Source organism: Roseibium limicola (assembly GCF_017313085.1).
Lineage (GTDB): Bacteria > Pseudomonadota > Alphaproteobacteria > Rhizobiales > Stappiaceae > Roseibium > Roseibium limicola.
The window spans coordinates 236,957-260,740 of the sequence record NZ_JAFLNF010000008.1 but is presented as its reverse complement, the minus strand read 5'-3'; the positions used below and the strand labels follow the sequence as shown (position 1 = coordinate 260,740).

Annotated in this window: 23 protein-coding genes; 19 read left to right on the top strand and 4 right to left on the bottom strand. The window is 56.3% G+C overall.

Annotation, left to right across the window (positions count from 1 at the left end):
• Positions 1–80: 80 nt before the first annotated feature.
• The 5 genes from J0X15_RS17655 (at position 81) to J0X15_RS17635 (ending at position 5,253) form a co-directional block, all read left to right on the top strand.
• Complete coding sequence (locus J0X15_RS17655) at positions 81–1,355, top strand: ABC transporter substrate-binding protein (RefSeq protein WP_206943594.1); 1,275 nt, start codon at positions 81–83, stop codon at positions 1,353–1,355.
• A 75-nt stretch (positions 1,356–1,430) separates the two neighbouring features.
• Positions 1,431–2,606 (top strand): ABC transporter ATP-binding protein, encoded by a 1,176-nt coding sequence (locus J0X15_RS17650; protein WP_206943592.1) that lies wholly within the window; start codon positions 1,431–1,433, stop codon positions 2,604–2,606.
• On the top strand, positions 2,603–3,502 hold the full coding sequence (locus tag J0X15_RS17645; protein WP_206943590.1) for a carbohydrate ABC transporter permease: 900 nt from the start codon (positions 2,603–2,605) through the stop codon (positions 3,500–3,502). The genes J0X15_RS17650 and J0X15_RS17645 overlap by 4 nt, the downstream gene beginning before the upstream one ends.
• A complete protein-coding gene (locus J0X15_RS17640; protein WP_206943588.1) occupies positions 3,499–4,383 on the top strand; it encodes a carbohydrate ABC transporter permease in 885 nt (294 codons plus the stop codon). Before J0X15_RS17645 ends, J0X15_RS17640 begins: the two co-directional genes overlap by 4 nt.
• 51 nt (positions 4,384–4,434) lie before the next feature.
• Positions 4,435–5,253 (top strand): metallophosphoesterase, encoded by an 819-nt coding sequence (locus tag J0X15_RS17635; protein WP_206943586.1) that lies wholly within the window; start codon positions 4,435–4,437, stop codon positions 5,251–5,253.
• 297 nt (positions 5,254–5,550) lie between these two features.
• Here the strand turns inward: J0X15_RS17635 and J0X15_RS17630 are convergent, their stop codons facing one another.
• On the bottom strand, positions 5,551–6,435 hold the full coding sequence (locus J0X15_RS17630) for a LysR family transcriptional regulator (RefSeq protein ID WP_206943585.1): 885 nt from the start codon (positions 6,433–6,435) through the stop codon (positions 5,551–5,553).
• Positions 6,436–6,582: 147 nt separating this feature from the next.
• On the opposite strand from J0X15_RS17630, the gene J0X15_RS17625 reads away from it, so the two are divergent.
• The 3 genes from J0X15_RS17625 to J0X15_RS17615 are packed head-to-tail and all read left to right on the top strand — an operon-like array spanning position 6,583 to position 10,018.
• A complete protein-coding gene (locus tag J0X15_RS17625) occupies positions 6,583–7,710 on the top strand; it encodes an iron-containing alcohol dehydrogenase (RefSeq protein WP_206943583.1) in 1,128 nt (375 codons plus the stop codon).
• A 10-nt stretch (positions 7,711–7,720) separates the two neighbouring features.
• Positions 7,721–9,214, top strand: a complete 1,494-nt coding sequence (locus J0X15_RS17620) for an aldehyde dehydrogenase (NADP(+)) (protein ID WP_206943581.1) — start codon at positions 7,721–7,723, stop codon at positions 9,212–9,214.
• A 24-nt stretch (positions 9,215–9,238) separates the two neighbouring features.
• Positions 9,239–10,018: an SDR family oxidoreductase gene (locus J0X15_RS17615; protein ID WP_206943579.1), complete on the top strand. Its 780-nt coding sequence runs from the start codon at positions 9,239–9,241 to the stop codon at positions 10,016–10,018.
• A gap of 73 nt (positions 10,019–10,091) precedes the next feature.
• Here the strand turns inward: J0X15_RS17615 and J0X15_RS17610 are convergent, their stop codons facing one another.
• Positions 10,092–10,754: a cyclase family protein gene (locus J0X15_RS17610; RefSeq protein ID WP_206943577.1), complete on the bottom strand. Its 663-nt coding sequence runs from the start codon at positions 10,752–10,754 to the stop codon at positions 10,092–10,094.
• 104 nt (positions 10,755–10,858) lie between these two features.
• Between J0X15_RS17610 and J0X15_RS17605 the strand changes: the two genes are divergently transcribed.
• Positions 10,859–11,851, top strand: a complete 993-nt coding sequence (locus J0X15_RS17605; protein WP_206943575.1) for a LysR family transcriptional regulator — start codon at positions 10,859–10,861, stop codon at positions 11,849–11,851.
• Here the strand turns inward: J0X15_RS17605 and J0X15_RS17600 are convergent.
• On the bottom strand, positions 11,829–12,977 hold the full coding sequence (locus J0X15_RS17600; RefSeq protein ID WP_206943573.1) for an iron-containing alcohol dehydrogenase: 1,149 nt from the start codon (positions 12,975–12,977) through the stop codon (positions 11,829–11,831). The genes J0X15_RS17605 and J0X15_RS17600 overlap by 23 nt on opposite strands.
• A gap of 422 nt (positions 12,978–13,399) precedes the next feature.
• Here J0X15_RS17600 and J0X15_RS17595 point away from each other — a divergent pair, with 422 nt between their 5' ends.
• From J0X15_RS17595 to J0X15_RS17565, 7 genes are all read left to right on the top strand, one after another.
• Positions 13,400–13,837, top strand: a complete 438-nt coding sequence (locus J0X15_RS17595; protein WP_206943571.1) for a PPC domain-containing DNA-binding protein — start codon at positions 13,400–13,402, stop codon at positions 13,835–13,837.
• Between the two features lie 56 nt (positions 13,838–13,893).
• Positions 13,894–14,862, top strand: coding sequence for a tripartite tricarboxylate transporter substrate binding protein (locus J0X15_RS17590; protein ID WP_206943561.1), 969 nt, complete (start codon positions 13,894–13,896; stop codon positions 14,860–14,862).
• A gap of 79 nt (positions 14,863–14,941) precedes the next feature.
• Complete coding sequence (locus J0X15_RS17585; protein ID WP_206943559.1) at positions 14,942–15,430, top strand: tripartite tricarboxylate transporter TctB family protein; 489 nt, start codon at positions 14,942–14,944, stop codon at positions 15,428–15,430.
• Positions 15,431–15,449: 19 nt separating this feature from the next.
• Positions 15,450–16,952, top strand: a complete 1,503-nt coding sequence (locus tag J0X15_RS17580) for a tripartite tricarboxylate transporter permease (protein WP_206943557.1) — start codon at positions 15,450–15,452, stop codon at positions 16,950–16,952.
• Between the two features lie 15 nt (positions 16,953–16,967).
• Entirely contained in the window at positions 16,968–17,894 is a 927-nt protein-coding gene (locus J0X15_RS17575) for an amidohydrolase family protein (protein WP_209015428.1), read from the top strand.
• A 47-nt stretch (positions 17,895–17,941) separates the two neighbouring features.
• A complete protein-coding gene (locus tag J0X15_RS17570; protein ID WP_206943555.1) occupies positions 17,942–19,045 on the top strand; it encodes a mandelate racemase/muconate lactonizing enzyme family protein in 1,104 nt (367 codons plus the stop codon).
• Between the two features lie 26 nt (positions 19,046–19,071).
• The gene (locus J0X15_RS17565; protein WP_206943553.1) at positions 19,072–19,848 is read left to right on the top strand and encodes a 2-keto-4-pentenoate hydratase; all 777 of its coding nucleotides are present in this window, start codon (positions 19,072–19,074) and stop codon (positions 19,846–19,848) included.
• A 14-nt stretch (positions 19,849–19,862) separates the two neighbouring features.
• Here J0X15_RS17565 and J0X15_RS17560 read toward each other — a convergent pair whose 3' ends face one another.
• Positions 19,863–20,777, bottom strand: coding sequence for a LysR family transcriptional regulator (locus J0X15_RS17560; RefSeq protein WP_206943542.1), 915 nt, complete (start codon positions 20,775–20,777; stop codon positions 19,863–19,865).
• 187 nt (positions 20,778–20,964) lie between these two features.
• On the opposite strand from J0X15_RS17560, the gene J0X15_RS17555 reads away from it, so the two are divergent.
• From J0X15_RS17555 to J0X15_RS17545, 3 genes are all read left to right on the top strand, one after another.
• Positions 20,965–21,789, top strand: a complete 825-nt coding sequence (locus J0X15_RS17555) for an aldo/keto reductase (protein ID WP_206943539.1) — start codon at positions 20,965–20,967, stop codon at positions 21,787–21,789.
• A gap of 19 nt (positions 21,790–21,808) precedes the next feature.
• Positions 21,809–22,984, top strand: a complete 1,176-nt coding sequence (locus J0X15_RS17550; RefSeq protein ID WP_206943666.1) for an MFS transporter — start codon at positions 21,809–21,811, stop codon at positions 22,982–22,984.
• 272 nt (positions 22,985–23,256) lie between these two features.
• Complete coding sequence (locus J0X15_RS17545) at positions 23,257–23,640, top strand: hypothetical protein (protein WP_206943537.1); 384 nt, start codon at positions 23,257–23,259, stop codon at positions 23,638–23,640.
• The last annotated feature ends 144 nt before the right edge of the window (positions 23,641–23,784 follow it).

Genomic DNA, 23,784 nt, shown 5'->3' with positions numbered 1-23,784 from the left:
ACGCGGCGCCTCTGATGATGACAAAGCGCGCGTCCCCACCATCGCGTTGTCAATCGAGTGTCGAAACGAGGTTTTAAGACATGCTTAAGAAACTCTCCCTTGCCATGCTTATGGTTAGCGTCAGCGTTGTTGCTGCTGAAGCGAAGACCGTGATCACCTGCCTTACAAACTCTGGTCACCTGACCCGTCAGCATGAGCCGCTGATGAAAGAGTTCAACGAGATGCAGGACGAGATCGAAGTCAAATATGCAGCTCCCTCCAAGGACTACGCAGATACGCACCTGAAAATGATGCGTGCGTCTGCCACCGACACCCTGCCGGATTGCGCATTCGAGGCTTACAATCAGCTTCCTGCCCTTGCGCGTGCGATGGCCAAGCGCGGTCAGATCGTCGATCTCAAGTCGTTGATCGAAGCTGAGGGCGAAGGCTGGAAAGAGCTGAACTACACCCCTGGCATGATCAATCTGGGTCGTGTCGATGGTGTTCAGTACGGCATGCCGTTCAACGCCTCTGTCATCCAGTGGTATTACAACGCCGACCTGTTCCGTCAGGCTGGCCTGAACCCGGACGCTTTCCCCCAGGATTGGGATGGTCTTTTCGATGCAACGAAAAAGATCGCCGCTCTTGGTGACGACATCACACCAATGTTCATGTGGATGATCAATGGCGACGACTGGGGATTCCAGACCCTGATCGAAATGCAGGGCGGGGCGATGGTGTCCGAAGATGGCTCCAAGGTCGTCTTCGATGAGAACGGACACTCCCTGAAAGCCATGGAACTGGCACGTCGTCTCGTCACCGAAGGTGGCGCACTGACCGACCAGGACAGCAGCACCCAGTTCACGTCTTTTACCGAAGGCAAGATGGGTATCTGGGGTCTTTCCCCGGCTGGCGCTCGTGACATGCAGGAACGCGTCGGCAACGCCTTCGATCTGCGTTCGACGACCTTCACGGTCTGGAATGATGCAGATGGCACCCTGCCGACCGGTGGCAACGCCGCGATCATCACCACCCAGGATGAAGAGAAAGTCGCAGCTGCGTGGGAATACATCAAGTTCGTGACCGGTCCGCGCGGTCAGGAGGTTGCAGCCCGGATCACAGGATATCTGCCGACCAACCGACGGACGCTGGATGACGAGTATCTCGGCAAGTTCTACGCCGAGAACCCGTACTACGCGACCCCGATCAAGCAGTACGACCGCGCCGGTCCCTGGTACGGCTACCCGGGAACGCAGAACCAGAAGATCTGGAGCGAACAGCGCTCTGTAATCAAGTCTGTGATGGAAGGCGAGACCTCGCCGGACGATGGCGCTGCTCAACTCAAGCAGATCGCCGAGAAACTCTCCAAGCGATAACCACTTCCTTCAAAAGACGGGCAGGCGGGATGTCTTCCGCCTGCTTCCTTCTTGTTCCAGCTCATGAGGCATAGTGTGGCCGGTCTTGAACTCCGAAACATCCGAAAGTCATTCGGAAGTACCGACGTCCTGAAGGGACTCTCCCTCGAGATCGCAGATGGCGAATTTCTGTCGCTGGTGGGTGAATCCGGTTGCGGAAAATCCACATTGCTGCGGATCATCTCAGGTCTTGAGGCCCCTGACAGCGGTGAGGTCTTGATCGCTGGTGAGGTGGTGAACACCGCATCGCCAAAAGACCGCAACATCTCCATGGTCTTTCAGGACTACGCACTCTATCCGCACATGAGCGTCGCGCAGAATATCGCAATGCCACTGATCATGGCACGACTGCCGCTCCATGCGCGCTTGCCTTTGGTCAACCTGGTCAGCCCTCGAGCCCGTTCCATCAAGCCGGTCATCGCCAGCGAGGTGGAGGCCGTGGCCCGGCAGCTGCGGATTGAACATCTGCTGAACCGGCGCCCGGCAGAGCTGTCTGGCGGTCAGCGCCAGCGTGTTGCGCTTGGCCGCGCACTTGTGCGCCATCCGAAACTGTTCCTGATGGACGAGCCCCTCTCCAATCTGGATGCCAAGTTGCGTGTCGAGGTGCGTAAGGAAATCACCGAGCTTCACCAGAGCACCGGCTACACCTTCGTCTATGTGACACATGATCAGACGGAAGCCATGACCATGTCGCATCGCGTGGCGCTGCTGCAGAAAGGCGAACTTCTGCAGCTGGCGACCCCCAGCACGCTTTATGCAGATCCAAACTCGGTTTCGGTCGCCAGGTTCATTGGTTCGCCGGAAATCAACATTCTGCCGGTGAGCGTTGGGGCTGAAGACCTGCGGGTCGGCACGGTGGTGCACCCAGGTCTTGCCTTTAACCTATCGTCCTGTGTGCAGATCGGCCTGCGCCCCGAAGCGGCCCGTTTGGTCGGGTCTCAGGACGTCTCGACCGATTTCAAGCTGGCCTACAATCGCCATCTGAGTGAGGACCTGGGGCACGAGGTGCTTCTGCACGGAACCCTGGCCGGCGTACAGGATACCCCGTTCCGTTTGCGGGTGTCACAGGCCATTGGCCAACGTGCCGTGCTCGATACGCAAGAGGAGCTTTTTGTCGGTTTCGACTGCAGCGATCTCTTGTATTTCGATGCGCAAGGGGAACGGTTGCGCGACGCCCGCTTCTCGATGGCCATGCGGGAGGCGGCGCAATGAACGGCGACTCCCTTGTCAGGCCCGAATGGTCACGAGTGCGTCTTGCATATTTTCTCTCTGCCCCGGCAAGTTTTCTGATCCTGCTCATCTACGTTCTGCCGATCCTGGCGGTGTTTATGATCAGCTTCACGGACTACTCGCTGGTTTATGACGGGTTTTCCTTTGTCGGCCTCGACAACTACAAACAGATGTTCACCGACAGGCATTTCCTGACCGCCCTGCAGAACACTCTGATCTATGCGGCAATCTTCATCCCGGGCGCGTTTGTGCTGCCGCTTGTTCTTGCGATCGCCATTCAGCGCCGCAGACGTTTTCGATCCATCCTCGAGGTTCTCTATTTCATGCCGGTAACGTCGACCCTTACGGCCATGACCCTGGTCTGGCGTGCGTTGCTGGACAGCAATCAGGGGGCGATCAACAACCTGCTGGTCGGCTTGGGGTTCGGAAAGGTCAACTGGCTTGGTGATGGGGATGTGGTTCTCATCTCGATAGCCATGGTGTCCGTCTGGGGAGTTATCGGGTTCAACATGGTCCTGTTTCTGGCAGGCCTGACGGCCATTCCCAAAAACCTCTATGAAGCGGCCAGTATTGATGGGGCTGACCACCCGCTCGACCGGTTTTTCCAGGTGACGTGGCCGCTGCTCGCACCGACGGCTCTTTTCGTTTCCGTAAACACGCTGGTCACAGCGTTCAAGTTGTTCGACACGGTTGCCGTCTTGACGCGCGGGGGGCCGGACAGGGCGAGTGAAGTGTATCTCTACCTTGCCTATCTGGAAGGCTTCGAGAACTTCAACATGGCTTATGCGTGTGCCCTGTCTCTTGTCTTCCTGACCGTCCTGTTTCTCGTTGCCTGGCTGCAAACACGCCTTGGCGATCGTCGGAGAACACACGCATGAGCGACATTGCCCTGTCCCAGCCGCAGCCCGGTTTCCTGGGCTTTCTCGTCTCTCTGAAACCTAGATCTCTTGCTGATGCAATCGGGACCTGCCTTCTGTTTCTGGGGGCATGGCTGGTCCTGTTCCCCTTTGTCTGGATGCTGTCGGCCAGCCTCAAACCGGCGAACGAAGTCTATGATTCAGAGTTCAGCTTTTGGCCCGAGACGTTCATGGGCGGCGTCAACTATTACGGTGTCCTGTTCGAACAGCCGTATCTGACCTTTTTGGCCAACAGCTTCATCGTGTGTATCGGCATTCTGATCGTGCAGCTGATCACGGCCGTTCCGGTCGCCTATGCCTTGGCCAAGTTGAAGTTCAAGGGCAAATCGATCCTGTTCGGGTTTGTCGTTGCGTCACTCACGATCCCGATCAATGTGACGTCAATTCCGATCTATCTTGGCCTTGTCGAATTCGGCCTGCTCGATACCTACTTCTCCCTGATGTTTCCGTTTTTCGTGTCGGTTTTTGCGATCTTCCTGTTCAGGCAGTTTTTCAGGGACTATCCGGACAGCATCATCGATGCGGCGCGTGTTGATGGATTTAGTGAAATCGAGATCATCCTGCGCCTGATCTTGCCTGCTGCGGTTCCGGCGCTTGCCGCCTTCTCGGTGTTCTCCGTGGTGGCGCACTGGAATGACCTCTATTGGCCGCTCATCGTTGTGCAGAGCCAGAACAAGATGACCGCAGCCCTTTCGATGCTGCAGTACCAATCGGACTTCGACAACGACTACGGCCGCACTTTTGCGTCGGCAACGGTCGTGACGCTGCCGATGGTCATCATCTTTCTTTTCGCCCGCCGTCTCTTCATCCGCAGCATCACGATGACCGGTGTGAAGGGGTAGGTCGGCGCCTGCCCTAAATCTTCCATCTCAGACAAAAGAAGCTAGACCTGAATGATCAAGATAGTTGTGCTTTCCGACCTGCACATTGTGCCTGCTGGAGCCTTGTCTCATGGCCTCGACACCACCGAGAGGCTTGAAACTGGCATCGACTTCGTCAACAGCCGCCATGCCGATGCGGACCTGATCGTGCTCGCCGGAGACCTTGCCGACCATGGTGAGACTGCCGCCTACTTGCGGCTTCAGGAAACAATTAGCCGATTCCTTGTGTCACCAGTGCTGACCCTCGGCAACCATGACAATTCAGATCGCTTCGTCGCGCAGTTTGGGGCCGAACGGGTCAACCAGCAGACCGGCAAGATCGATAGCGTCATAGACACGAACGGTCACAGGGTCATCGTGCTGGATACCTCGGTGCCTGGCCAACCCGGAGGCCGGCTCCAAGAGGCTCAGCTGCAGTGGCTGAAGCAGTCACTGGAGGCAGCAGAAGGTCGGCCCGTCATCATCATTATGCACCACAACCTCACACCATTTGGGGTGCCGACAGACAGCATCATCCTGGAAAACGGCGAAGCGTTTGCCGAAATTGCCCGCTCTTGCGGTTCTCTGCGTCATGTCATTGGTGGCCATGTCCACATGAGCGTTTCAGGAAGCATGATGGGTGTTCCCTTCTGTACAATCGCCGGAGGTCACTACAACATCGAGCCCCGGCTCGGGAAACCGACACCCACTCATGGAACCGAAGTCGTGCCGCGCCGCGAAGGGCCGGGTCAGCTCGCTGTTGTTCTCAGTGATGAGAAGGCGACGGTGGTCCATATGGAAAACTATATCGATCGCCACCTGGTGATGGCGCCTGACTTGTTCCAAAAATAAATGGCTTCCGGGTGAGGAATTTGAATGACGAATGGCGCCAGTTTGATTGCTGCGGCAACGCGTCAGTTTAACGTCTTGGCGTCATTCAAAAGCCCGCCTGGAGAAATCCGGCGGGCTTTATGGCGTTCTAAAACCCAGCAAATCATTACTTGGCAGTGCGGCCAGACTGCTGGGATTGCATGCGTTGAGCGGCGCTGGACTTGAGGCTTTCGAAGAAGAGGGAATGGTCATAGCTGTGATAAACCCCTTCGGGGGGTGTCGATGGCAATCCCGCAGGGGGCGAACCGGAAATGACTGTTAGCTATTCTTGATCAGGTATTGCTTAAGCGCTTGCGCAGATTTCGATAATTGCCGACCTGCCAATTGTACCACGAGATTTGGAAGATCGAGGCGTTCCATAGCGACGTCCAGCTCGCAGATGTTCGTGTCATTCAAAACCGTACGGGCGACGGACTTCGGAATGATGGCACAGCAGCGGGGATCACTGCTGAGAAATTGCGTTATCACGAGCAGTGATGTGGTTTCGATGATATGGTCAGGCAGACCTTCTCCAGTCGCGCGAAAAACCCTCTCAAGAAATGAGCGCATGGGCGTCCCTGGCGCAAAGACGATCCAGCGATCCGGGATGAGATCGGACAGCGGGATTGCCGTTTTGCTGGCCAACTTGTGGCCGGTATTCGAGATCACGATGATCTCTTCTTGTCCGAGCGGCGAAGTCGCATAAGTTTCGGGTCGCGGGCTGACATTTGTTCGACAGATGGCAAGTTCGATCCGTCCTTCTTCCAGCCACTTCAACAGTTGAAAGCTTGTCCCTTCCAGGATCTGGAACTTGCTGCCTGGCTGACTTTCCAACAGTTGCAGGAGGCCGTCGCACATGAGAGGCGTCGCGCCCATTGTCATGCCGACTGACAAAAAACCCTTATAATCATTCTTGATGTTGACCAACTCATCACGCAGGTGCGTGAGGTCGTTCAGGATAAGCTGAGCATATCTGATTGCGCAAAGTCCGCTTTCGTTTGCGATGAGGCCATGGGGGGATCGATCGAAAAGAATTTCCCCGAATGCGGTCTCGATATCTCGAAGAAGCTTGGACGCACCTGGCTGCGTGATGGATATTGCATCAGCGGCTTTGAGGAGGGATTTTTCCTCATCGATGGCAACGAGAAGGCGGAAATGCTTCATGCGCAATCTGGATATGATGGCATCTAACGTCGGTTGCATAGCTCTCTCGGTATTCCAAAACGTTATATATCTAGCGCCTTCTTTCAATCCCGCCAACGCTTAAGCGACTGTATTTTGTTGAATCTCTCAACGAAAATGGGAATCAAAATGGTCGCTATTTCCTATCTCACCCAGATTGAATTTGGGGCAGGCGTACTCTCCGAGCTTTCAGGGCTGCTGCTTGCTCAATGCATCAAGAAGCCACTCCTTGTGACTGATAAGGGCTTGGTCGCAACGGGCATCGTTGACCGGGTTATGGCGGAGCTCACAGCGTCAGACAATGTTCCGGTTTTCGATGGAACGCCTTCCAACCCGACCGAAACGGCGGTGCTGAAGGCCCTACAGCTGTACCGCTCAAGTGAGTGCGATGGGGTCCTTGCCGTCGGTGGCGGGTCTTCGATCGATCTGGCGAAGGCAATCGCTCTGCTTGCCACTCACGAAGCACCATTGGCGCAATATGCTGCGATTGAAGGCGGCGTTGCGAAAATCGGCCCAGTTGCGCCCATGGTTGCAGTGCCGACGACATCCGGCACGGGTAGCGAAGTCGGTCGGGCAACGCTGATTACGTTGCAGGATGGCCGAAAACTCGGATTGATCTCTCCGCACCTCATTCCGAAAGTCGCACTATGTGATCCCGACCTGACGATGGGACTGCCATCAGGCCTAACGGCAGCGACAGGCCTTGACGCCATCTCACACTGTATCGAGACTTATCTGAGCCCGCGTGTGAACCCGGTTGCCGAGGCAATCGCTCTTGATGGTCTGGAACGTGCTGTTGGCGCAATTGAGATCGCTGTTTTGAACGGAGCAGACAAATCGGCCCGCTGGGAATTGATGATGGCGTCTCTTCAGGGCGGTTTGACCTTTCAGAAAGGCCTCGGCGCAATCCATTCTCTGTCGCATCCGTTGGGCGCGTTGAAGTATGTGAACCTTCATCACGGCACCATCAACGCCATTTTGCTGCCGCCTGTCTTGGACTTCAACGAGCCGGTCTGCGTGGAGAAATATGCTCGTATCAAAAAGCGTCTGGGGCTTTCGCCGGATCAATCGCTTTCGAGGTTCTTCGCAGATTTGAATGCCCGACTTGGGCTTCCGGCAACCCTGAAAGAAGTCGGACTGCGGGAAGGGGATCTCCTCACTATTGCTGAAGCTGCGGTCCTCGATCACTCGACGCCGACAAACCCGAGACCCTGCACGGCGGACGATTTTCTTGCGTTGCTGAAGTCTGTTTACTGAGGAGGACGTCATGCTTACAGGAAAGCACTTTGTCGCGGGGCAATGGCTTGGCTCGGACGGAAAGTTTCTGTCTGATCCAGTTCATGGCTCGCCTCTTGAGTTCTGCGTCGGCACTGTTGATCTCGTCGATAGTGCGGCTGACGCAGCTGAAAATGCGTTTCTATCTTATGGTCAAACCTCCGGAAAAAGCCGTGCTGCATTCTTGCGCCAGATCGCAGCTGAAATCGACGCGCGGGGCGATGCCATAACCGCCATTGGGTCCAGTGAAACGGGCCTGCCAGAGGCGCGACTGATCGGGGAGCGTGGGCGCACGGTCATGCAGCTGCGGCTTTTCGCGGATCATATCGAAGGCGGGAGCCACCTGGATAAACGCCATGATCCGGCGCTTCCTGATCGTAAGCCACAGCCACGCCCGGAGATCGCGTTGAAGCAACGCCCGATTGGGCCTGTTGCGGTGTTCGGAGCCTCCAACTTCCCCTTAGCTTTTTCCGTTGCCGGTGGTGATACAGCAGCGGCCTTGGCCGCAGGGTGTCCCGTCGTGGTCAAAGGCCATAGTGCGCACCCGGGGACGGGTGAGCTGGTGGCGCAGGCGGTGGAAGCTGCGATCAAGGCCTGCGGGTTGCCGGATGGGGTCTTCTCGCTCATCCAAGGCGGCCGGCGTGACGTTGGCAGCGCCCTGGTCCAGCATCCGTTGATCAATGCCGTTGGTTTTACAGGTTCTCTTGCCGGCGGCCGGGCCCTGTTTGATCTATGTGCGAGCCGCGAAAATCCAATCCCGTTTTACGGTGAACTTGGGTCGGTCAATCCGATGTTTATCTTGCCGTCGGCACTGGCAAGCCGGGGCGAGGCTATTGCCAAGGGCTGGGCTGCCTCGCTGACAATGGGGGCGGGCCAATTCTGCACCAAGCCCGGAGTTGGTTTTCTCATTGACGGCTTGGGGGCCGACGAACTGATTGCGAGCTTATCTGCAGAGCTGTCGATGGCTCCGCAGCAGCATATGCTGACCATGGGTATCAGCGACGCCTATGTGCAAGGAATAGCTGAACTGAGGGGCGCTGAGGGTGTCAGAATGCTCAATGCGTCAGGCAGCGTTGCCAGAACTGCATTGCCGGCTCTGTTCGAGACGAGTGGGGCCAATTGGCTCGAAAACGAAGCGCTTTCAGAAGAGGTCTTCGGACCTCTTGGGATCGTCGTCAGGCTGTCCTCCTTTGAGGAGATGCACGAGGTTGCAACAAAGTTGAAGGGGCAATTGACGGCGACCCTTCATATGGGGCCGGGCGACCTTGATCATGCCAAAGGGCTATTGCCTGTGCTTGAACGCAAGGCCGGTCGTGTTTTGGCAAATGGCTTTCCGACCGGTGTGGAAGTCTGCGATGCGATGGTCCATGGAGGCCCCTATCCGGCCTCGACCAACTTCGGCGCAACATCCGTCGGAACCCTCTCCATCCGCAGGTTCCTGAGACCGGTTTCCTATCAGAACCTGCCGGCCGAACTGCTGTCGTGATCATGCTTACATGGATGAATTGACATGGATCTTGGATTGAATGGGAAGAGCGCTATCATCTGCGCGGCTTCAAAGGAACTTGGCAAGGCCTGCGCTGTTCAGCTTGCTCATGAGGGCGTTGACGTAACCATTTGCGCTCGATCTCCGGATGCTCTGGACGCGACCGCTCGAGAAATTCGTGCTGCTTGCAACGTCAAGGTGTCGGCGATTGCCTGTGACATCACGACGGCTGAAGGTCGACAGCGAATTCTCTCGGCAACGCCTGACCCCGACATTCTGGTCACCAACGCAGGTGGTCCTCCTCCCGGAGATTTCCGCGATTGGGGGCGCGATAATTGGGTTCAGGCACTCAATGCCAACATGCTGACCCCGATTGACCTGATCAAGGCGACTGTAGATGGCATGATCAAGCGGGGTTTTGGCCGTATCGTCAATATTACCTCAGCGGCTGTCAAAGCTCCGATCGACGTTCTTGGTCTTTCCAACGGAGCAAGAGCCGGTTTGACCGGCTTTGTGGCTGGTCTGGCACGCACCACGGTTGTGCACAATGTGACGATCAACAACCTGCTGCCAGGGCCATTCGATACGGATCGGATAGCTCAGATGATCGAAGGTACCGCCAAAGCCGAAGGCGTTGGTGCCGACGTAATCCGTGAGCGTATGATGTCGCTCAACCCTGCGGGTCGCTTTGGCACACTGGCGGAGTTTGGTGCGGCGTGTGCATTCATTTGCTCTTCCCAAAGTGGCTTTATCACTGGCCAGAATCTGCTCTTGGACGGGGGCGCGTTCAGGTCGACGCTTTAAGACAAGAGCGCCGCGACTCGTCCCCTTGGGAACAGCTGCGGCGCTCTATCCTTCAAAAGCTGGCAGGGTCGGCTTATTCGACAGCGATCACCCGAGCCGGGCAGCCGTCAGATTCCGGAATGCGGATCGGCAATGCATAGATAAAGGTGCGGGGGGACTTCAAGGCGTCGAAATTCCCGACATACTCGATAAGGATAACCCCATTGCGGAGCAGCACGTCATGAGAAACGAATTCCTCAATCGGAGCGACTTCACCATGGAGTAATTTGCGGATCGGATAGTCTTGCGGGAAGTCGGGCGCAAAGGCTTTCAGGCCGGTTGAAAGCAGCCATTCGCAGGCGCCGCGGGACAGGTAAGGGGCATCTGTCCAAAATGCTTCGGAGTTGAGGTCTCGCTTCAGATCCCAGCAGGTCTTCAGCAACACGATATCGCCTTTTTGTACGTGGTCGCCACGTGCCTGCAGCATGTTGGCGGTTATTTCCTGGTTCGGTTCAATGTCGGAAAGGTCGATCACTGAAGCTTCGCCGATGGTGGTCGAAAGCGGAACCTCGCTCGAAGTCTTTCCATCCTGAACCATGTGACGCGGGGAATCGATGTGAGTGTAGCCGTGTACGATAAGCTTGATCCAGGTCGTCTGGAAGCTGTCGCCCTTTGCATAGTCGCTCGTGAGTCCGCGCTCCATACCCCATCTGAAGTGCGGTTGGATAGGGACAGTCAGGTCGATATAGTTTGGCATGGGAGTTTAGCCCTCTGGTTTGAAGAAGAGTGAATGACGTCAGGAAATTGAACCCGAAGTTGGGTGGTATTGGAGCTGGAAGTACTGTGGATAGAGCTGATCGGATGCGGGTATTTTCCGAGGTTGCGAAGGCGGGATCTTTTTCTGCTGCTGCGCGAGAGTTGAATATGACGCCTTCGGCGGTCAGCAAGATCGTCACCAAGATCGAGGACGAGTTGCGCGTGCCGATGTTTGACCGGTCCACGAAGCGTCTTGCTCTCACCTATGAGGGGGAAATCTTCCTCGAAACGGCGGACCGGGTGGCCGCTGAAATAGAAGTCGCGAAACAGAAGATTCTGGAAAGCCGATATCAGCCAATGGGCCTTTTGCGCATCTCCTGCAGTGTGCCGATCGGTGTTCGTCGGGTCCTGCCTCTTGTTCCGGAATTTGACCGCTGCTACCCGCAGGTCGATATCGATGTGAACTTGGAAGACGGTCTGACTGATATTATCGACAAGCGTGTGGACGTCGCCGTGCGCCTCGGCACGCTGAAAGACTCGTCTCTGAAGGCCCGCAAGATTGCGGAGAGTCGAAGGGTGATTGTTGCCAGTCCGGCCTATCTTGCCGTCCATGGAGTGCCGCAAACCCCGGCGGATCTGACCAATCATGAATGCTTGCAGTTCAATCTCGGCGAGCATCTGAATGAATGGCCGATGCTTGTCGACGGTAAGTTGACCAATACGGTTGCTGGTGGGCGCTATCGTGCAAATAACGGCGAAACGATCAGGAACCTCGCGTTGCTTGGCGTAGGGCTTGCCCGCCTTGCCTGGTTTCAGGTCGGTGAAGCTGTCGCGGCAGGGCAATTGGTGCCTGTCCTTGAGAAATACCATCCGGGCGACACTCAGGGCGTATATGCTCTCTTCTTCAATCATCGCTATATATCCACGCGTGTTCGCGCCTTCGTCGACTTTCTCGTGGAGCATCTGGGTCAGGAAAAACCGTTTCTGGGCGCGAACTATTACAGCGTTGCCTTTCCCGATGGATCACCGCCGGAGATACAGGACCTCGGTGGAGACCCTGAAACAGCGGCCCCTTTCAAAAAACCGGCTTCCCGGTGATGGCTTCTGTCAGGATTGCCCGGTACTCATGAAGGCTCATTGGTCGGACGTTAGAAGCGTGTGAATGGTCTAGCATGGCGGCCTCGGCGATAGCGGGGACCACATCGAGCGAGACCCCCAGCTCCCCAAGCGTCGATGGCAGCTCGAGTTTTTTGTTTAGGTCGGAGACGTAGTTGGCCAGGGAGGCACCTGGTGCCACGCCTAAGACCTCGCGCAAAACAGCGGATTTCTCAGGCGCAGCTCCTTCGCAAAGGCGAAGGACGATTGGCAGCAAGACTGCATTTAACGTGCCGTGATGCAGGCTTACACTTTTCAAGCCGCCAAGCGGATGCGACAGCGCGTGCACCGAACCCAACCCCTTCTGGAAGGTCATGCCGCCATGCAACGCGGCGATCATCATCTCCTGTCTGGCCTGCCTGTTGGTGCCGTCCCTAAAGGCAATTTCGATGTTATGCGCGGCCCGTCGCAAGCCGTCGAGGGCGATCGCTTCAGCCGTTGGATTGAACCTGGGGCTCAGATAGGTCTCGATACAATGCGTCAAAGCGTCCATCCCAGTGGCAGCGGTTTGCAATGGAGGCAGGCCAAGCGTCAGCTCCGGATCACAGATCGCGACGGTCGGGATCATTTTCGGCGAGATCAACCCGAGCTTGCGACCGTCCTTGAATGAAATGATCGCACCGCGGCCGACTTCGCTCCCTGTTCCGGCAGTTGTCGGTATGGCAATCAACGGTGGAAATTCGTGAACAATGCGCGCCAGTCCTCCTTCGATGACTGCGTAACGCACAAGTGGCTCGTGATGGTGGACCATCAGCGCGACGGCTTTTGCCAGATCAATTGGTGACCCACCGCCGAGCGCAACGATGCCATCGCAATTTCGGTCGCGGTAAACCCTAAGTGCTGCGGCTGCCGCCGTATCTGTGGGATTGGGAGGCGTCTCATCAAAAACGATTGGCGATGTGATGCCGTTTGTCGCGACAGTCCGTTTCAGAAGGCCGGCTGCGACAATTCCCTTGTCAGTAACGAACAGTGGGCAGCGGATACCTTGCGCTTCAAGCTCTGACGAAAGATCGCCGGCGGAACCAAAGCCAAAGCGGATTGAAGTGAGGTAGTTGATTAAATCGGCCAATTGTCTGTGTCTTTCGCTGGGGTGCGCCTCATGGCGGAAGAAAGATCCCGCAAAAAAATTCGCTCACACAAAGACGACGAACTTTGACGGGAGATGGATGACTTGCCCGCTCCATCGGAGGCGGCGGCATTTTACTCCAGACAACACTTGCTCAATTCAGGCTCCGGGCAACACGCACATATTGGACAACCGCCTTTTCCATGAGTGTGCTTTGAGACCCCGTCTGGCTTGGCTACTCCTTGGGCAGCCACATCACATTCGTCGCTTGCTCATCACGACCCTGCAGGGGCTTGCACTGAAACGGCTCATACTGACTGCTGGAAGCTCAGCGTTTCAGCCTGGTCAGGAAGCGTTTCAATGAAGTCGGAGGGATTAGGTGTCCGGCGCACGAATGTGCGAACCAGACGAAGAGGAGACCTCCCGTGGAAGATATTACTTCCAAGTACATCGAAACGCCGACCGGCTACCTGATGGTTCTGACGCATAAAGACAATGTCATCGCTGCTCTGTCGGCTTTGGCAGAAAAGGAAGACATACCTTCGGCCACGTTCTTCGGCATTGGCTTTTCCGGCTCGGCAACTTTCGGATTCTACGATTTTGACGACAAGGTCTTTGTGCCGAAAACTTATAAAGACATGGAGATGGCGAGCCTGAATGGCAGCATTGCTTGGCAGAATGGCAAGCCTTCCATTCATGCTCACGCAGCCAATACCGGCGGCGACTATGATGCCGTCGGAGGCCATATCCTGGAGATGGAGGTGGGAACAGGTTCGATGGAAATCACCATCTTGCGACATACAAAGAAGCTCGAGCGTAAAATCGAGCCGTCAATCAAAGCAAACATTCTGCAGTTGAACTGACAGTGAGTGCTGGAGCCGGAGGAGTTGGCTCCAGCATTTCCAATGGGAGGGAAAACATGGGAATTGTAAAACTTTTGAGCGCTGCAGCCATCGCTGCAGCGACCATGACGGGTACGGCATTTGCGGAATACCCTGAGCAAACCATCACCATTATCGTGCCTTGGAGCGCAGGCGGTGGAACCGATGCAGCAGCGCGAACGATCGGGACGATTCTGGAGCGAGATCTCGGTCAGAAGGTCAGTGTCATCAATCGGACCGGGGGATCGGGCGTCGTTGGTCATTCTGCCATCGCAGCAGCTAAGCCAGATGGCTATACGCTCGGTCTTATCACTAGTGAAATCAATATGATGCATTGGATGGGTCTCACAGAGTTGACCCATGAAGCCTATGCGCCATTGGCAATGATGAATGAAGATCCTGCCGGCGTGCATGTTGCAGCGACCTCGCCGTGGAATGATCTGGGGGCGATGGTCGAGGATATTCGCGCCAACCCAGGCAAATTCAAAGGAACTGGTACAGGCATCGGTGGCAGTTGGCACCTGGCGCTGGCCGGGCTTCTGAACGAGCTCGATATTTCCGCCGACGCTTTGCCATGGATTCCGAGCAAAGGCGCTGCGACAGGGTTGCTCGATATCGTTGCTGGTGGCGCTCACGTAGCGCCAGTCTCTTTGCCGGAAGCAGCCGCGTTGGCGGAGGCTGGCAAGCTCAAGACCCTCGCAATCATGTCCAATCAACGGGCAGAGAACTTTCCGGATGTTCCTACAGTTGAACAGGCGATAGGCGTGCCGTGGAGCCAAGGCGTTTGGCGCGGAATGGTGGTGCCGAAGGGCGTGGACGAGGCGATCGTAGAAAAGCTCTCTGCTGCGATGGAGAAAATCTACAAGGACCCGGAATACGCCGACTTCATGCAGAAGCGCGGCTTTGGGCTCCGCTACATGGGAAGTGCGGAATTCGGCGAATTCCTGGGTGAAGAAGACGCAAGCATGGGTGTTGTTCTCAAAGCCATCGGCTTGGCTAAGCAGTAACAACTATGGCGGGATCCTTCAGAGGGTTCCGCCAATCCCGTTTTAAAAGGCTCCGTCCCGATCTCCTGCAGGAGCGACGATGCGGGCAATAAAAATCTTCTGGGAGGAAGCTATGCGTGTAACGGACCGAACCCTTGGGCTCGTCTTTGTCATCGCCGCTTTGATCATGGGGTTCATGGCCACGAGATTACCCGGCGGGGCGCCGGGAAATTATGGGCCAGATGTATTCCCTATTCTGCTTTCCATCTTCGCAATCTTGACGGGAATAGGCTTGATCGTTCGCAACAGTGCCAATCAAGGCACTTTGAAACCGCTGGTGCGGAGGGTTCGGCTTGATTGGGTGCGCGGAGCTGCTGTCATTGCTTCACCGATCTACGCAATCGTTGCGATGCCGACGTTCGGCTATTCCCTGACCATTTTTCCGGTCCTGGTACTTCTGATGGCCGTTTTTCGCTGCAGGTTGATCATCATCTTGCCGGTCGCGGCGCTGTGCACAATCGCGATCAAATATGCCTTCATCAATGTGCTTTCAGTGCCTCTCCCTACAGCCACCTTCCTGCCGTTTTAAAACCTGAAAGGCTTAGCCAATGTCTACTCTCGCCTTGGCGTTTGACCTCGTTGCGCGGTGGGAAGTCTTACTCGCAATCACGTTGGCGGCCGTGTTTGGCTTATTCGTCGGTGCCATTCCAGGCCTGACAGCCACACTCGCGGTTGCTGTTCTAGTTCCAATCACCTTTCACCTAGATCCCATCGCTGCCGTGGGCGCGATGGTGAGCTGTTCCGCGATGGCGATTTTCGCCGGGGATATACCGGCCTTCCTGTTGCGAATTCCCGGAACCCCGGCCTCGGCTGCCTACGCGGATGAGGGCTACAAGATGACCCTCAGGGGAGAGGCTGAGAAGGCGCTGGGAGCAAGCTTGTTGTTCTCCGCAGTCGGTGGTCTGTTCGGCACCGCTGTTCTGATGCTGGCGGCACCATCCCTGGCAGAGGTGGCTCTGAAATTCTCTTCCTTTGAATACTTCTGGTTGGCGCTGCTCGGGTTGACCAGCGCTGCATTCGTCTCTGCCGGCGATCCACTCAAAGGGCTTGCGAGTTTGCTGATTGGTCTCTCGGCGTCGACGATTGGCATGGAAAATCCCATCGGAACACCGCGTTTCAACTTCGGCAGTATCGAATTGCTCGGAGGGGTGAACTTCATCGCAGCGCTGATCGGTCTGTTCGCCGTAGCTGAAATTCTGCGGTACGCGCTTAAGCCAAGCAACAATCCGCACAGCGTCCCGCAGACAAGCGTTGGAAATCCATTTCGCGCCTGGGGCAAGATGCTGAAGACCTACTGGCGCAACCAGATCCGCGGCAACATTTTGGGGGTTGTGGTAGGCGCCCTTCCGGGGGCCGGTGCCGATATTGCTGCCTGGATGGCCTACAGTATCAGCCGCCGCTTTTCCAAGCAGAAGGAAAAATACGGCACGGGTCATGTCGAAGGAATTATCGAGAGCACTTCTGCAAACAACGCAGCTTTGGGCAGTGCCTGGGTACCGGCTCTCGTGTTTGGCGTGCCGGGCGATTCCATCACGGCAATCGTCATCGGTGTGCTCTTCGTGCATGGAATGAACCCGGGGCCAACGCTTTTTCTGATCAATCCGGAAAATATCTACGCGGTCTTCTTGATCTTCATTGTCGCCAACATCTTGTTGGTGGTTTTGGGGTGGGGCGCAATCGCGGTCAGCAAGCGCATTCTGATCATCCCGCGTCGCCTCCTGATGCCGGTCATTCTGGCGTTCTGTGTGACAGGTGCATTCGCGGGCAACAACAACACCTTCGATATCGGCGTGATGCTGTGCTTCGGCATTCTGGGCTTTCTGATGGAAGAAAACGGCATCCCGGTTGCGCCTTGTATCCTTGGCTTGCTGCTCGGTGAGGTGTTGGAAAGCAATTTCATTACGTCCATGCTCAAGGCGGACGGCGATTTATTTGCCTTCTTCAGCCGACCGATTTCTGCAGGCCTTGGCATTCTGACGTTGATCATCTGGCTCTTCCCTTTGATCAGAACGGTTCAGGCGCTGAGGGTGCGTCGTCAAAAAACCGCATAGTAGGGATCGGCGAGAATGACTGGCAAACTGAAGGTTGTCGATGCGCATATGCACGTGTGGGACATCGAGAGGAACTATCTGCCTTGGCTCTGCGACGCAGCACCTTTGAGCGAATTCCGCTATGGCGACTACGCCGCCTTAAGACGCAACTACCTTGTCAGTGACTATCGACGTGACGCTGCATCCGTGGCGATCTGTGGGAGCGTCTTTGTCGAAACGGGCTGGGACCCCACCGATCCGCGCGGAGAGATTTCCTGGATAAGGTCGGTCGCCGAAACGGATGGCTTGCCCTCGGTAATCGTTGGTGCGGCGAAGCTGCATCAAGACGGCGTCGATAGCTTGCTGGAGGAGTACGGCAGGGATCCGATGATCGTCGGTATTCGCGACAAGCCTGCTGCAGCTGCACGCCCGCAGGATGTTCTGGTGGGTGCGCCAGGCTCGATGAGTGATTCCAAATGGCGTCAAGGATATGCGCAACTGGCGCGCAATGGTCTCAGCTTTGATCTCCAGGTGCCTTGGTGGCACCTGGAGGAGGCACGCGACCTCGCGGACACCTTTGGCGAAACGGTTGTCATTCTCAACCACACAGGTTTACCGGCCGATCGCAGTGAGCGTGGGCTTTCGGCTTGGCGTGAAGCTCTCAGGCAGTTTGCTCTTGCCCCGAATGCGCGGATCAAGATTTCAGGGATTGGCATCCCGGGCGAGAAGTGGACAGTCGACGCCAATCGCTGGGTCGTGCTGGAGGCACTCGATGCCTTCGGAACTGACCGGGCCATGTTCGCATCCAACTTCCCAGTCGATGGTCTTGTCACCGACTACGACACCATCTTTCAGGGCTTTGACGAAATCACGCGAGATTTCAGCGAAGCGGAGCGCAGCGCTCTGTTTTACGGCAATGCCCAACGAATCTACCGAATCCCGGAGCAAGTGCTTACCGCCTGATCCGCAGACGAAACAAAGTTCATTCCTTAAGCAAAGAAGGCCTCCACATGAAGATCATTGGCATTGATGTTGCTCGTTATGGTGGCGATATTGAAGGCACATATATCGGCGAAATCCTCGTGTTGACCGTCAGCACCGACGAGGGGCTCACGGGCATTGGTTTCACCAGCGCACCAAAGGGCATGGGTGAGATTTTCCTCAACCTTGTTCGCAATATCCTGGCGCCCGTCGTTATTGGAGAGGATCCGCGTCGGCATCTGGTGATCTGGGAAAAAATGTTCCGCGCCATCCCGCGTCGAGGTGGCGAAGGCTTCGTGCGTCTTTGCATGTCTGGGATCGATTTTGCGGTCTGGGACATTAAGGCCAAACTGGTGAATGCCCCTGTTTCTGCCCTGTTTGGCGGCGACAGAAAGCTTATCCCGACGTACGCCAATTGCGCGCATCATCTGTCCCCGGACGACCTGGCGAAACGAGCAAGTGAGTATGTTGCAAGCGGCCACAAGGCTCTGAAAATCCGCGGATCATTGTCACATGTCTCGCTTGCTGAGGCGACTGCCCGCGTCCAGGCCGTTCGAGAGGCTATCGGCAGCGACGTGAAGCTTATGGTCGATGTCAACGGCACATGGGATGTCGACACGGCGATCCAGCAACTCAAGGCTTGGGAGCCCTACGATGTCTATTGGCTGGAAGAACCGGTCGCTCCTGAGGACTTTTCAGGTTATCGGCGGGTCAAGGCAAACGCTGGCAACACGTACATTGTTGGTGGTGAGCAGAACACCGGCCTGCCGGAGTTCCGGACCCTGATTGATGAAGCGTCGATTGACATGATTCAGCCGAATGCTGCGCTGACCGGTGGCATTACCGACTGGCTTTTGATCCATGGATACGCCACGGCCAAAGGCGTGCCAATTTCTCCGTGGAACCTGCAAATGGTCCACCTGCACATGGCGGCTGGTCTTCCGAATGTGAAATGGGTCGAGTACTTCATGCCGGACAATGAACTCCTGGGTATTCAGACACGGCTCTTTACCGGGCCTTCAATCCAGGAAGTCGCTACGGAGGAAGGCATGTTCCTCAAAGCTCCAGAAGCACCCGGCCTTGGCTTGGAACTGGATCCGGAAATGCAGGAAATGACCCGCATTGTCAGCTGACTATCTTACTTTTTAAGGACACCGGCGTGGCCAGAACAATCGAAGCTGAGAAGCTATCTCATGCGCGCAAGACCGGGCGTATCATCGCCCGCTCCGACCTTGCTCGCGTTGTTGCGCCCACCGTAGCTTATGAGGTTCAGGATGAAATCCTCAAAAGTGTCGGTGGTCGGGTTGGAGCATGGAAGATCGGCGGTACCGCAGCACCCGCCCTGAAGACAATTGGTCTCGATGCGCCCTTCTTTTCACCTGTGCTCTCTACATCGGTTTTTAACAACGACACTGATGTCGCGATTGCCGAAATCCACAAGCCGTTGGCCGAGGTCGAATTCGCCTTTCGGTTGAAGGGTGACCTGGTGGCTGGGCGATCCGACTATTCACCTGACGATATTCGGGCCGCTGTAGGCAGCGTTCATCCATCGCTGGAAATAGTTGCCTGCCGAGTGGAGGGGGGCGTTGCCGGCCTCGGCATGGGGGCGATTGCTGACCTCGGCGTCAATGGTGCCGTTGTGATTGGCGAGGAACTCTCCGCACCGAGCATTGCGCACCTGACAAGCGTCCCGGTTAAGCTTGCCGTCAACGACAAGATCGAGGCGGCCGGGACAGCGAAGCAACTCGTCTGGGACCATCCATCTGATGCGCTTATGTGGCTGGCAAATCATCCTTTGCGAAGCCGCGACTTGAGGGCCGGAGAATACATCCTGACGGGGACATGCACGGGGGTGAGACCTCTCGAAAACAGTGATCAGATACGCGGCGATTTTGGCGCCGGCGGCACTGTTGCTTGCCGTATTCGCTTGGTCTGATCCGATTTCAAGTGTTAGGCGCGCGTGCCCGCGTCGAGGAATGCCTTCAGCCGTGGTGCCATGAAGTCAAGAAAGACGCGCACGCGATGCGGCACAAGGCTGCCACCGAGAAACAGCGCGTGTACGTCTTCGCTGTCGCCTTCAACCGCTTCGTCCATGATCTCGACAAGCGCACCCGTGCGCAGATCGTCACGGACGTGAAATTCACCCATGCGCGCCAACCCCATCCCCGCCAGTGCCATGCGGCGTAGGCTCTCGCCATTGTTGGCAATCAATGGGCCAGAGATATTGCGATCCAGCACACGGCCACCTTCTTTCAATGGCCAGACGGGTACCGAGCGTCGAAAATTGAGACCCAGACATTGATGGTTGGCGAGGTCCTGAATGCGCTCCGGCTTGCCAAAGCGTTCGAGATAGTCCGGAGAGGCGACGATCTTGCGCTGGGCGGTTCCCAACTTGCGAGATGTCAGGTTGGAGCTGGCAAGGGTGCCCACGCGGAAGACGACATCTGTCCGGTCCAGATAGAGATCAACGATCTCATCGGAAAGAGACAGGTCGATTACGACGTGAGGATACTCGCGCCAAAAGGCTGGCAGCAGCGGTTCGACCGCTACCATGCCAAAACCGACCGAGGCACTGACCCGAACCGTGCCGCGCACTTTCGCGGCACCCAAAGATACTTCTCGCTCAATTTCTTCGAGCTGACCTAGCAGCGTTCGGCTTCTCTCATAATAGTGTCGGCCTTCAGTGGTGAGGGACAGGCGGCGCGTGGAGCGCTCCAGCAAGCGGACGCCCAATCGCTCTTCGATCCGACCGATCAACTTTGACACGGTGGATGGGGTCATCATCATCTGACGTGCTGTCTCTGAAAAGCTGCCGCTTTCGACCACTCGAATGAATACCTGCATTTCTCCAGTTCGATTATCCATAGCGCCTCACCTGTGAAATAGATTCATAAGTAAAGTGCGACCAGACCGGATTATCAAGTGCCCAGAGACCGGATATCACTCCAGACATCGTGATTGCCTCTTCTTGGAAGACCAACCTTCAGGCGTCCGCTTCTCGCTGGGCGCTCTCAAAACATGGCTGCCACGGCGGCCCAACTGGAGAACTAAAATGCGTTTTGTAAACGCTGGTGGCGCGGAAATTCCAGCGCTCGGCTTTGGGGTCTTTCGCATGTCTGGCGATGAGATAGAGACTGTCGTTCCAGTGGCACTGGAAGCAGGATTCCGCCATTTCGACACCGCGCAGATTTATGGCAATGAGGCGGCACTTGGCCGAGTTCTGGCAGATTCTGGCATGCAGCGATCTGACCTGTTTCTGACGACCAAGGTCTGGGTTGAGAATTACAGCGCCGAACGCTTCCTCGCTTCTGTCGATGAAAGCCTGGAAAACCTGAAGACAGATCGTGTGGATTTGCTATTGGCTCATTGGCCTGGAAACAGTGTGCCGGTCGCCGAGCAAATTGCTTGGCTCAATGCGGTTCAGGCGTCAGGGCGCGCTCGCTTTATTGGGGTCAGTAACTACAACAATCACCAACTACGGGAAGCGATTGACACGAGTGATGCGCCGATTGTGACCAATCAGATCGAGAAGCACCCCTATCTCGATCAATCTGCAATGCACGCTTTGGCCACTGAAACGGGCATGGCGTTGACCGCTTATTACAGCATGGCCGACGGCGCAGTTGCACGCGATGTACGGCTGAAAAAAATTGGTCAGAAGTATGGAAAATCGGCAGCGCAGGTTGGCCTTCGCTGGTTGATCCAGAACGGCTGGATCGCCTTGTCCAAGACGGCAAGACCTGAGCGTGTCGCGGAGAACTTCAATATTTTTGATTTCACTTTGAGCGAGCTGGACATGGCCGAGATTGCAACATTTGCGCGTCCGGATGGACGGCTTGTCAATCCGGACGGACTGACTCCCGATTGGACCGCGTGAGGATAGAAAGGTGAAACTGATGATTGGAAAGTCTGCTTTCAATTGGCCTTTGCTGGTCCTCGCGACAGGAGCGTTCAGTATTGGAACAACCGAGTTCTCACCCATGGGGATGCTGCCGGTAATCGCAAAGGGGGTGGATGTATCCATTCCATCGGCGGGACTTTTGGTCAGTGCTTATGCAATCGGGGTCATGGCGGGGGCGCCTGTCATGACGCTGCTTTTTGCACGCTTCGGCAAACGAACTGCTCTGATGGCGCTCATGGGGATTTTCACTCTGGGAAACGTCATGTCGGCGCTTGCTCCCGACTATTGGACTTTGCTGTTATCCAGAGTGGTCACCAGCATGAACCACGGAGCCTTTTTCGGGCTCGGAGCGATCGTTGCCTCCAGTGTTGTTCCTGCTGAAAAGCGTGCCAGTGCTGTCGCCACGATGTTTATGGGGCTAACGCTCGCCAACATAGGTGGGGTCCCAATGGCAACTTGGATCGGCCAGGAGTTCGGCTGGCGTCAATCTTTTGCCGGCACTGCACTACTTGGCGTGGTCACGATCTTTGCGCTTTGGGCGGTACTGCCGCGGGTGGCTGGCGGTCAACGGCCGGATGTCCGCCGCGAGCTGAAAGTTCTGGTTCTACCTCAGGTGAGACTTGCTCTTCTGACCACGGTTCTTGGGGCAAGCGCTATGTTTACGCTCTACACCTATGTAACCCCGCTACTGGTGAGCCAGTCAGGTGCCGATGACCGGTTCGTGACATTTGCACTGGTATTGATCGGTGTCGGGTTCACCCTCGGCAATTGGTTGGGTGGACGCCTGGCAGATTGGTCGTTGAAGGGGGCGACTGCCATTTTCTTCACTGCACTGGCAACAATCAGCCTTGCGATGCCTTTGGCGTTGGGCAGTCAGACGGGTGCCGCGCTTGCCCTGCTTGCTTGGGGGGCTGCTGCCTTCGCAATCGTTCCCCCTGTCCAGATCAGGGTGATGAAGGCTGCAGCAGATGCTCCAGGCTTGGCGTCATCGGTCAACATAGGCGCATTCAACCTTGGGAATGCGATTGGCGCCGCCGTCGGTGGTGCTCTGATCAAGTATGGTTTTGACTACTCGATCATTCCTGTTGCAGGAGGTCTTCTTGCCGCGTTGGGGCTTTGCTTCTTGCGTTCGGATCGGCGTCCGGAAGAGACGCTTCCGTCAATTGCCTGATATTGGTCGGCGGCAGACGCTTTAAGCGGCAGTGACCTTGGAAGAATAACGCATGGAAGCCCATTCAGGGCATCGTGTCGTTGCGAGTGGGAGGACACCTGGGGGTCGCAGTCTTGTCTCGGCTTGGACATGATCACCAGCAGCAAATTGTCGTGATAGCCAATTTGCTGTGTCGGTTGATCTGTTCAACCGGTCCGGTCTACAGCGCGATGAGTGCGAGCTGCGTTCCGCCCATCAGCAAGTGGAGCTGCGCGGCCAGCAATAGAAGATCGATGTTGTCTTTCCCGACCAGCTTTGCCCAGCACAATGGCATTTTGAATGACGCTTCCGTGCAGGACTTCATTCTGAGGGCGTTTCGCAACAGTGTGGATGAACCTCTGCAGACGGTGCAGGTTCGCAAACGCAGTACGATCCGCACGGTATTGGGGCAGCTGGTCGAGCTTGTTGGCGTGGACCTGGTGTTTGACCAGGCGCTTTACAATGAAGGGGCGCAGGCCAAGATCTTCGCTCGCCTGCGCCCCGGCGGTCTGGAACAGGTCGTTCCGCAAATTTTCCAAATGACGGTTCAGTTTCCCGATGGGACGACTGTGGCGGTGCCAATTGAAGCCGACCCCGATGCGTCGGATCCGGGCAACGCGTTTAAGCAATCGTTCTAGGCTTCATTCCCGACAGGCATTAAGGCGGGGAGACTTGTTGCAACGTTGACCCTTGCGGGTGGGGGCATGGACACGCGCAAGGTTTCCCGCTTCGTCCCTGTCTTTTGCCAGGGCAGTAGGACCCGGTCAGTCCGTTGGTCCGGC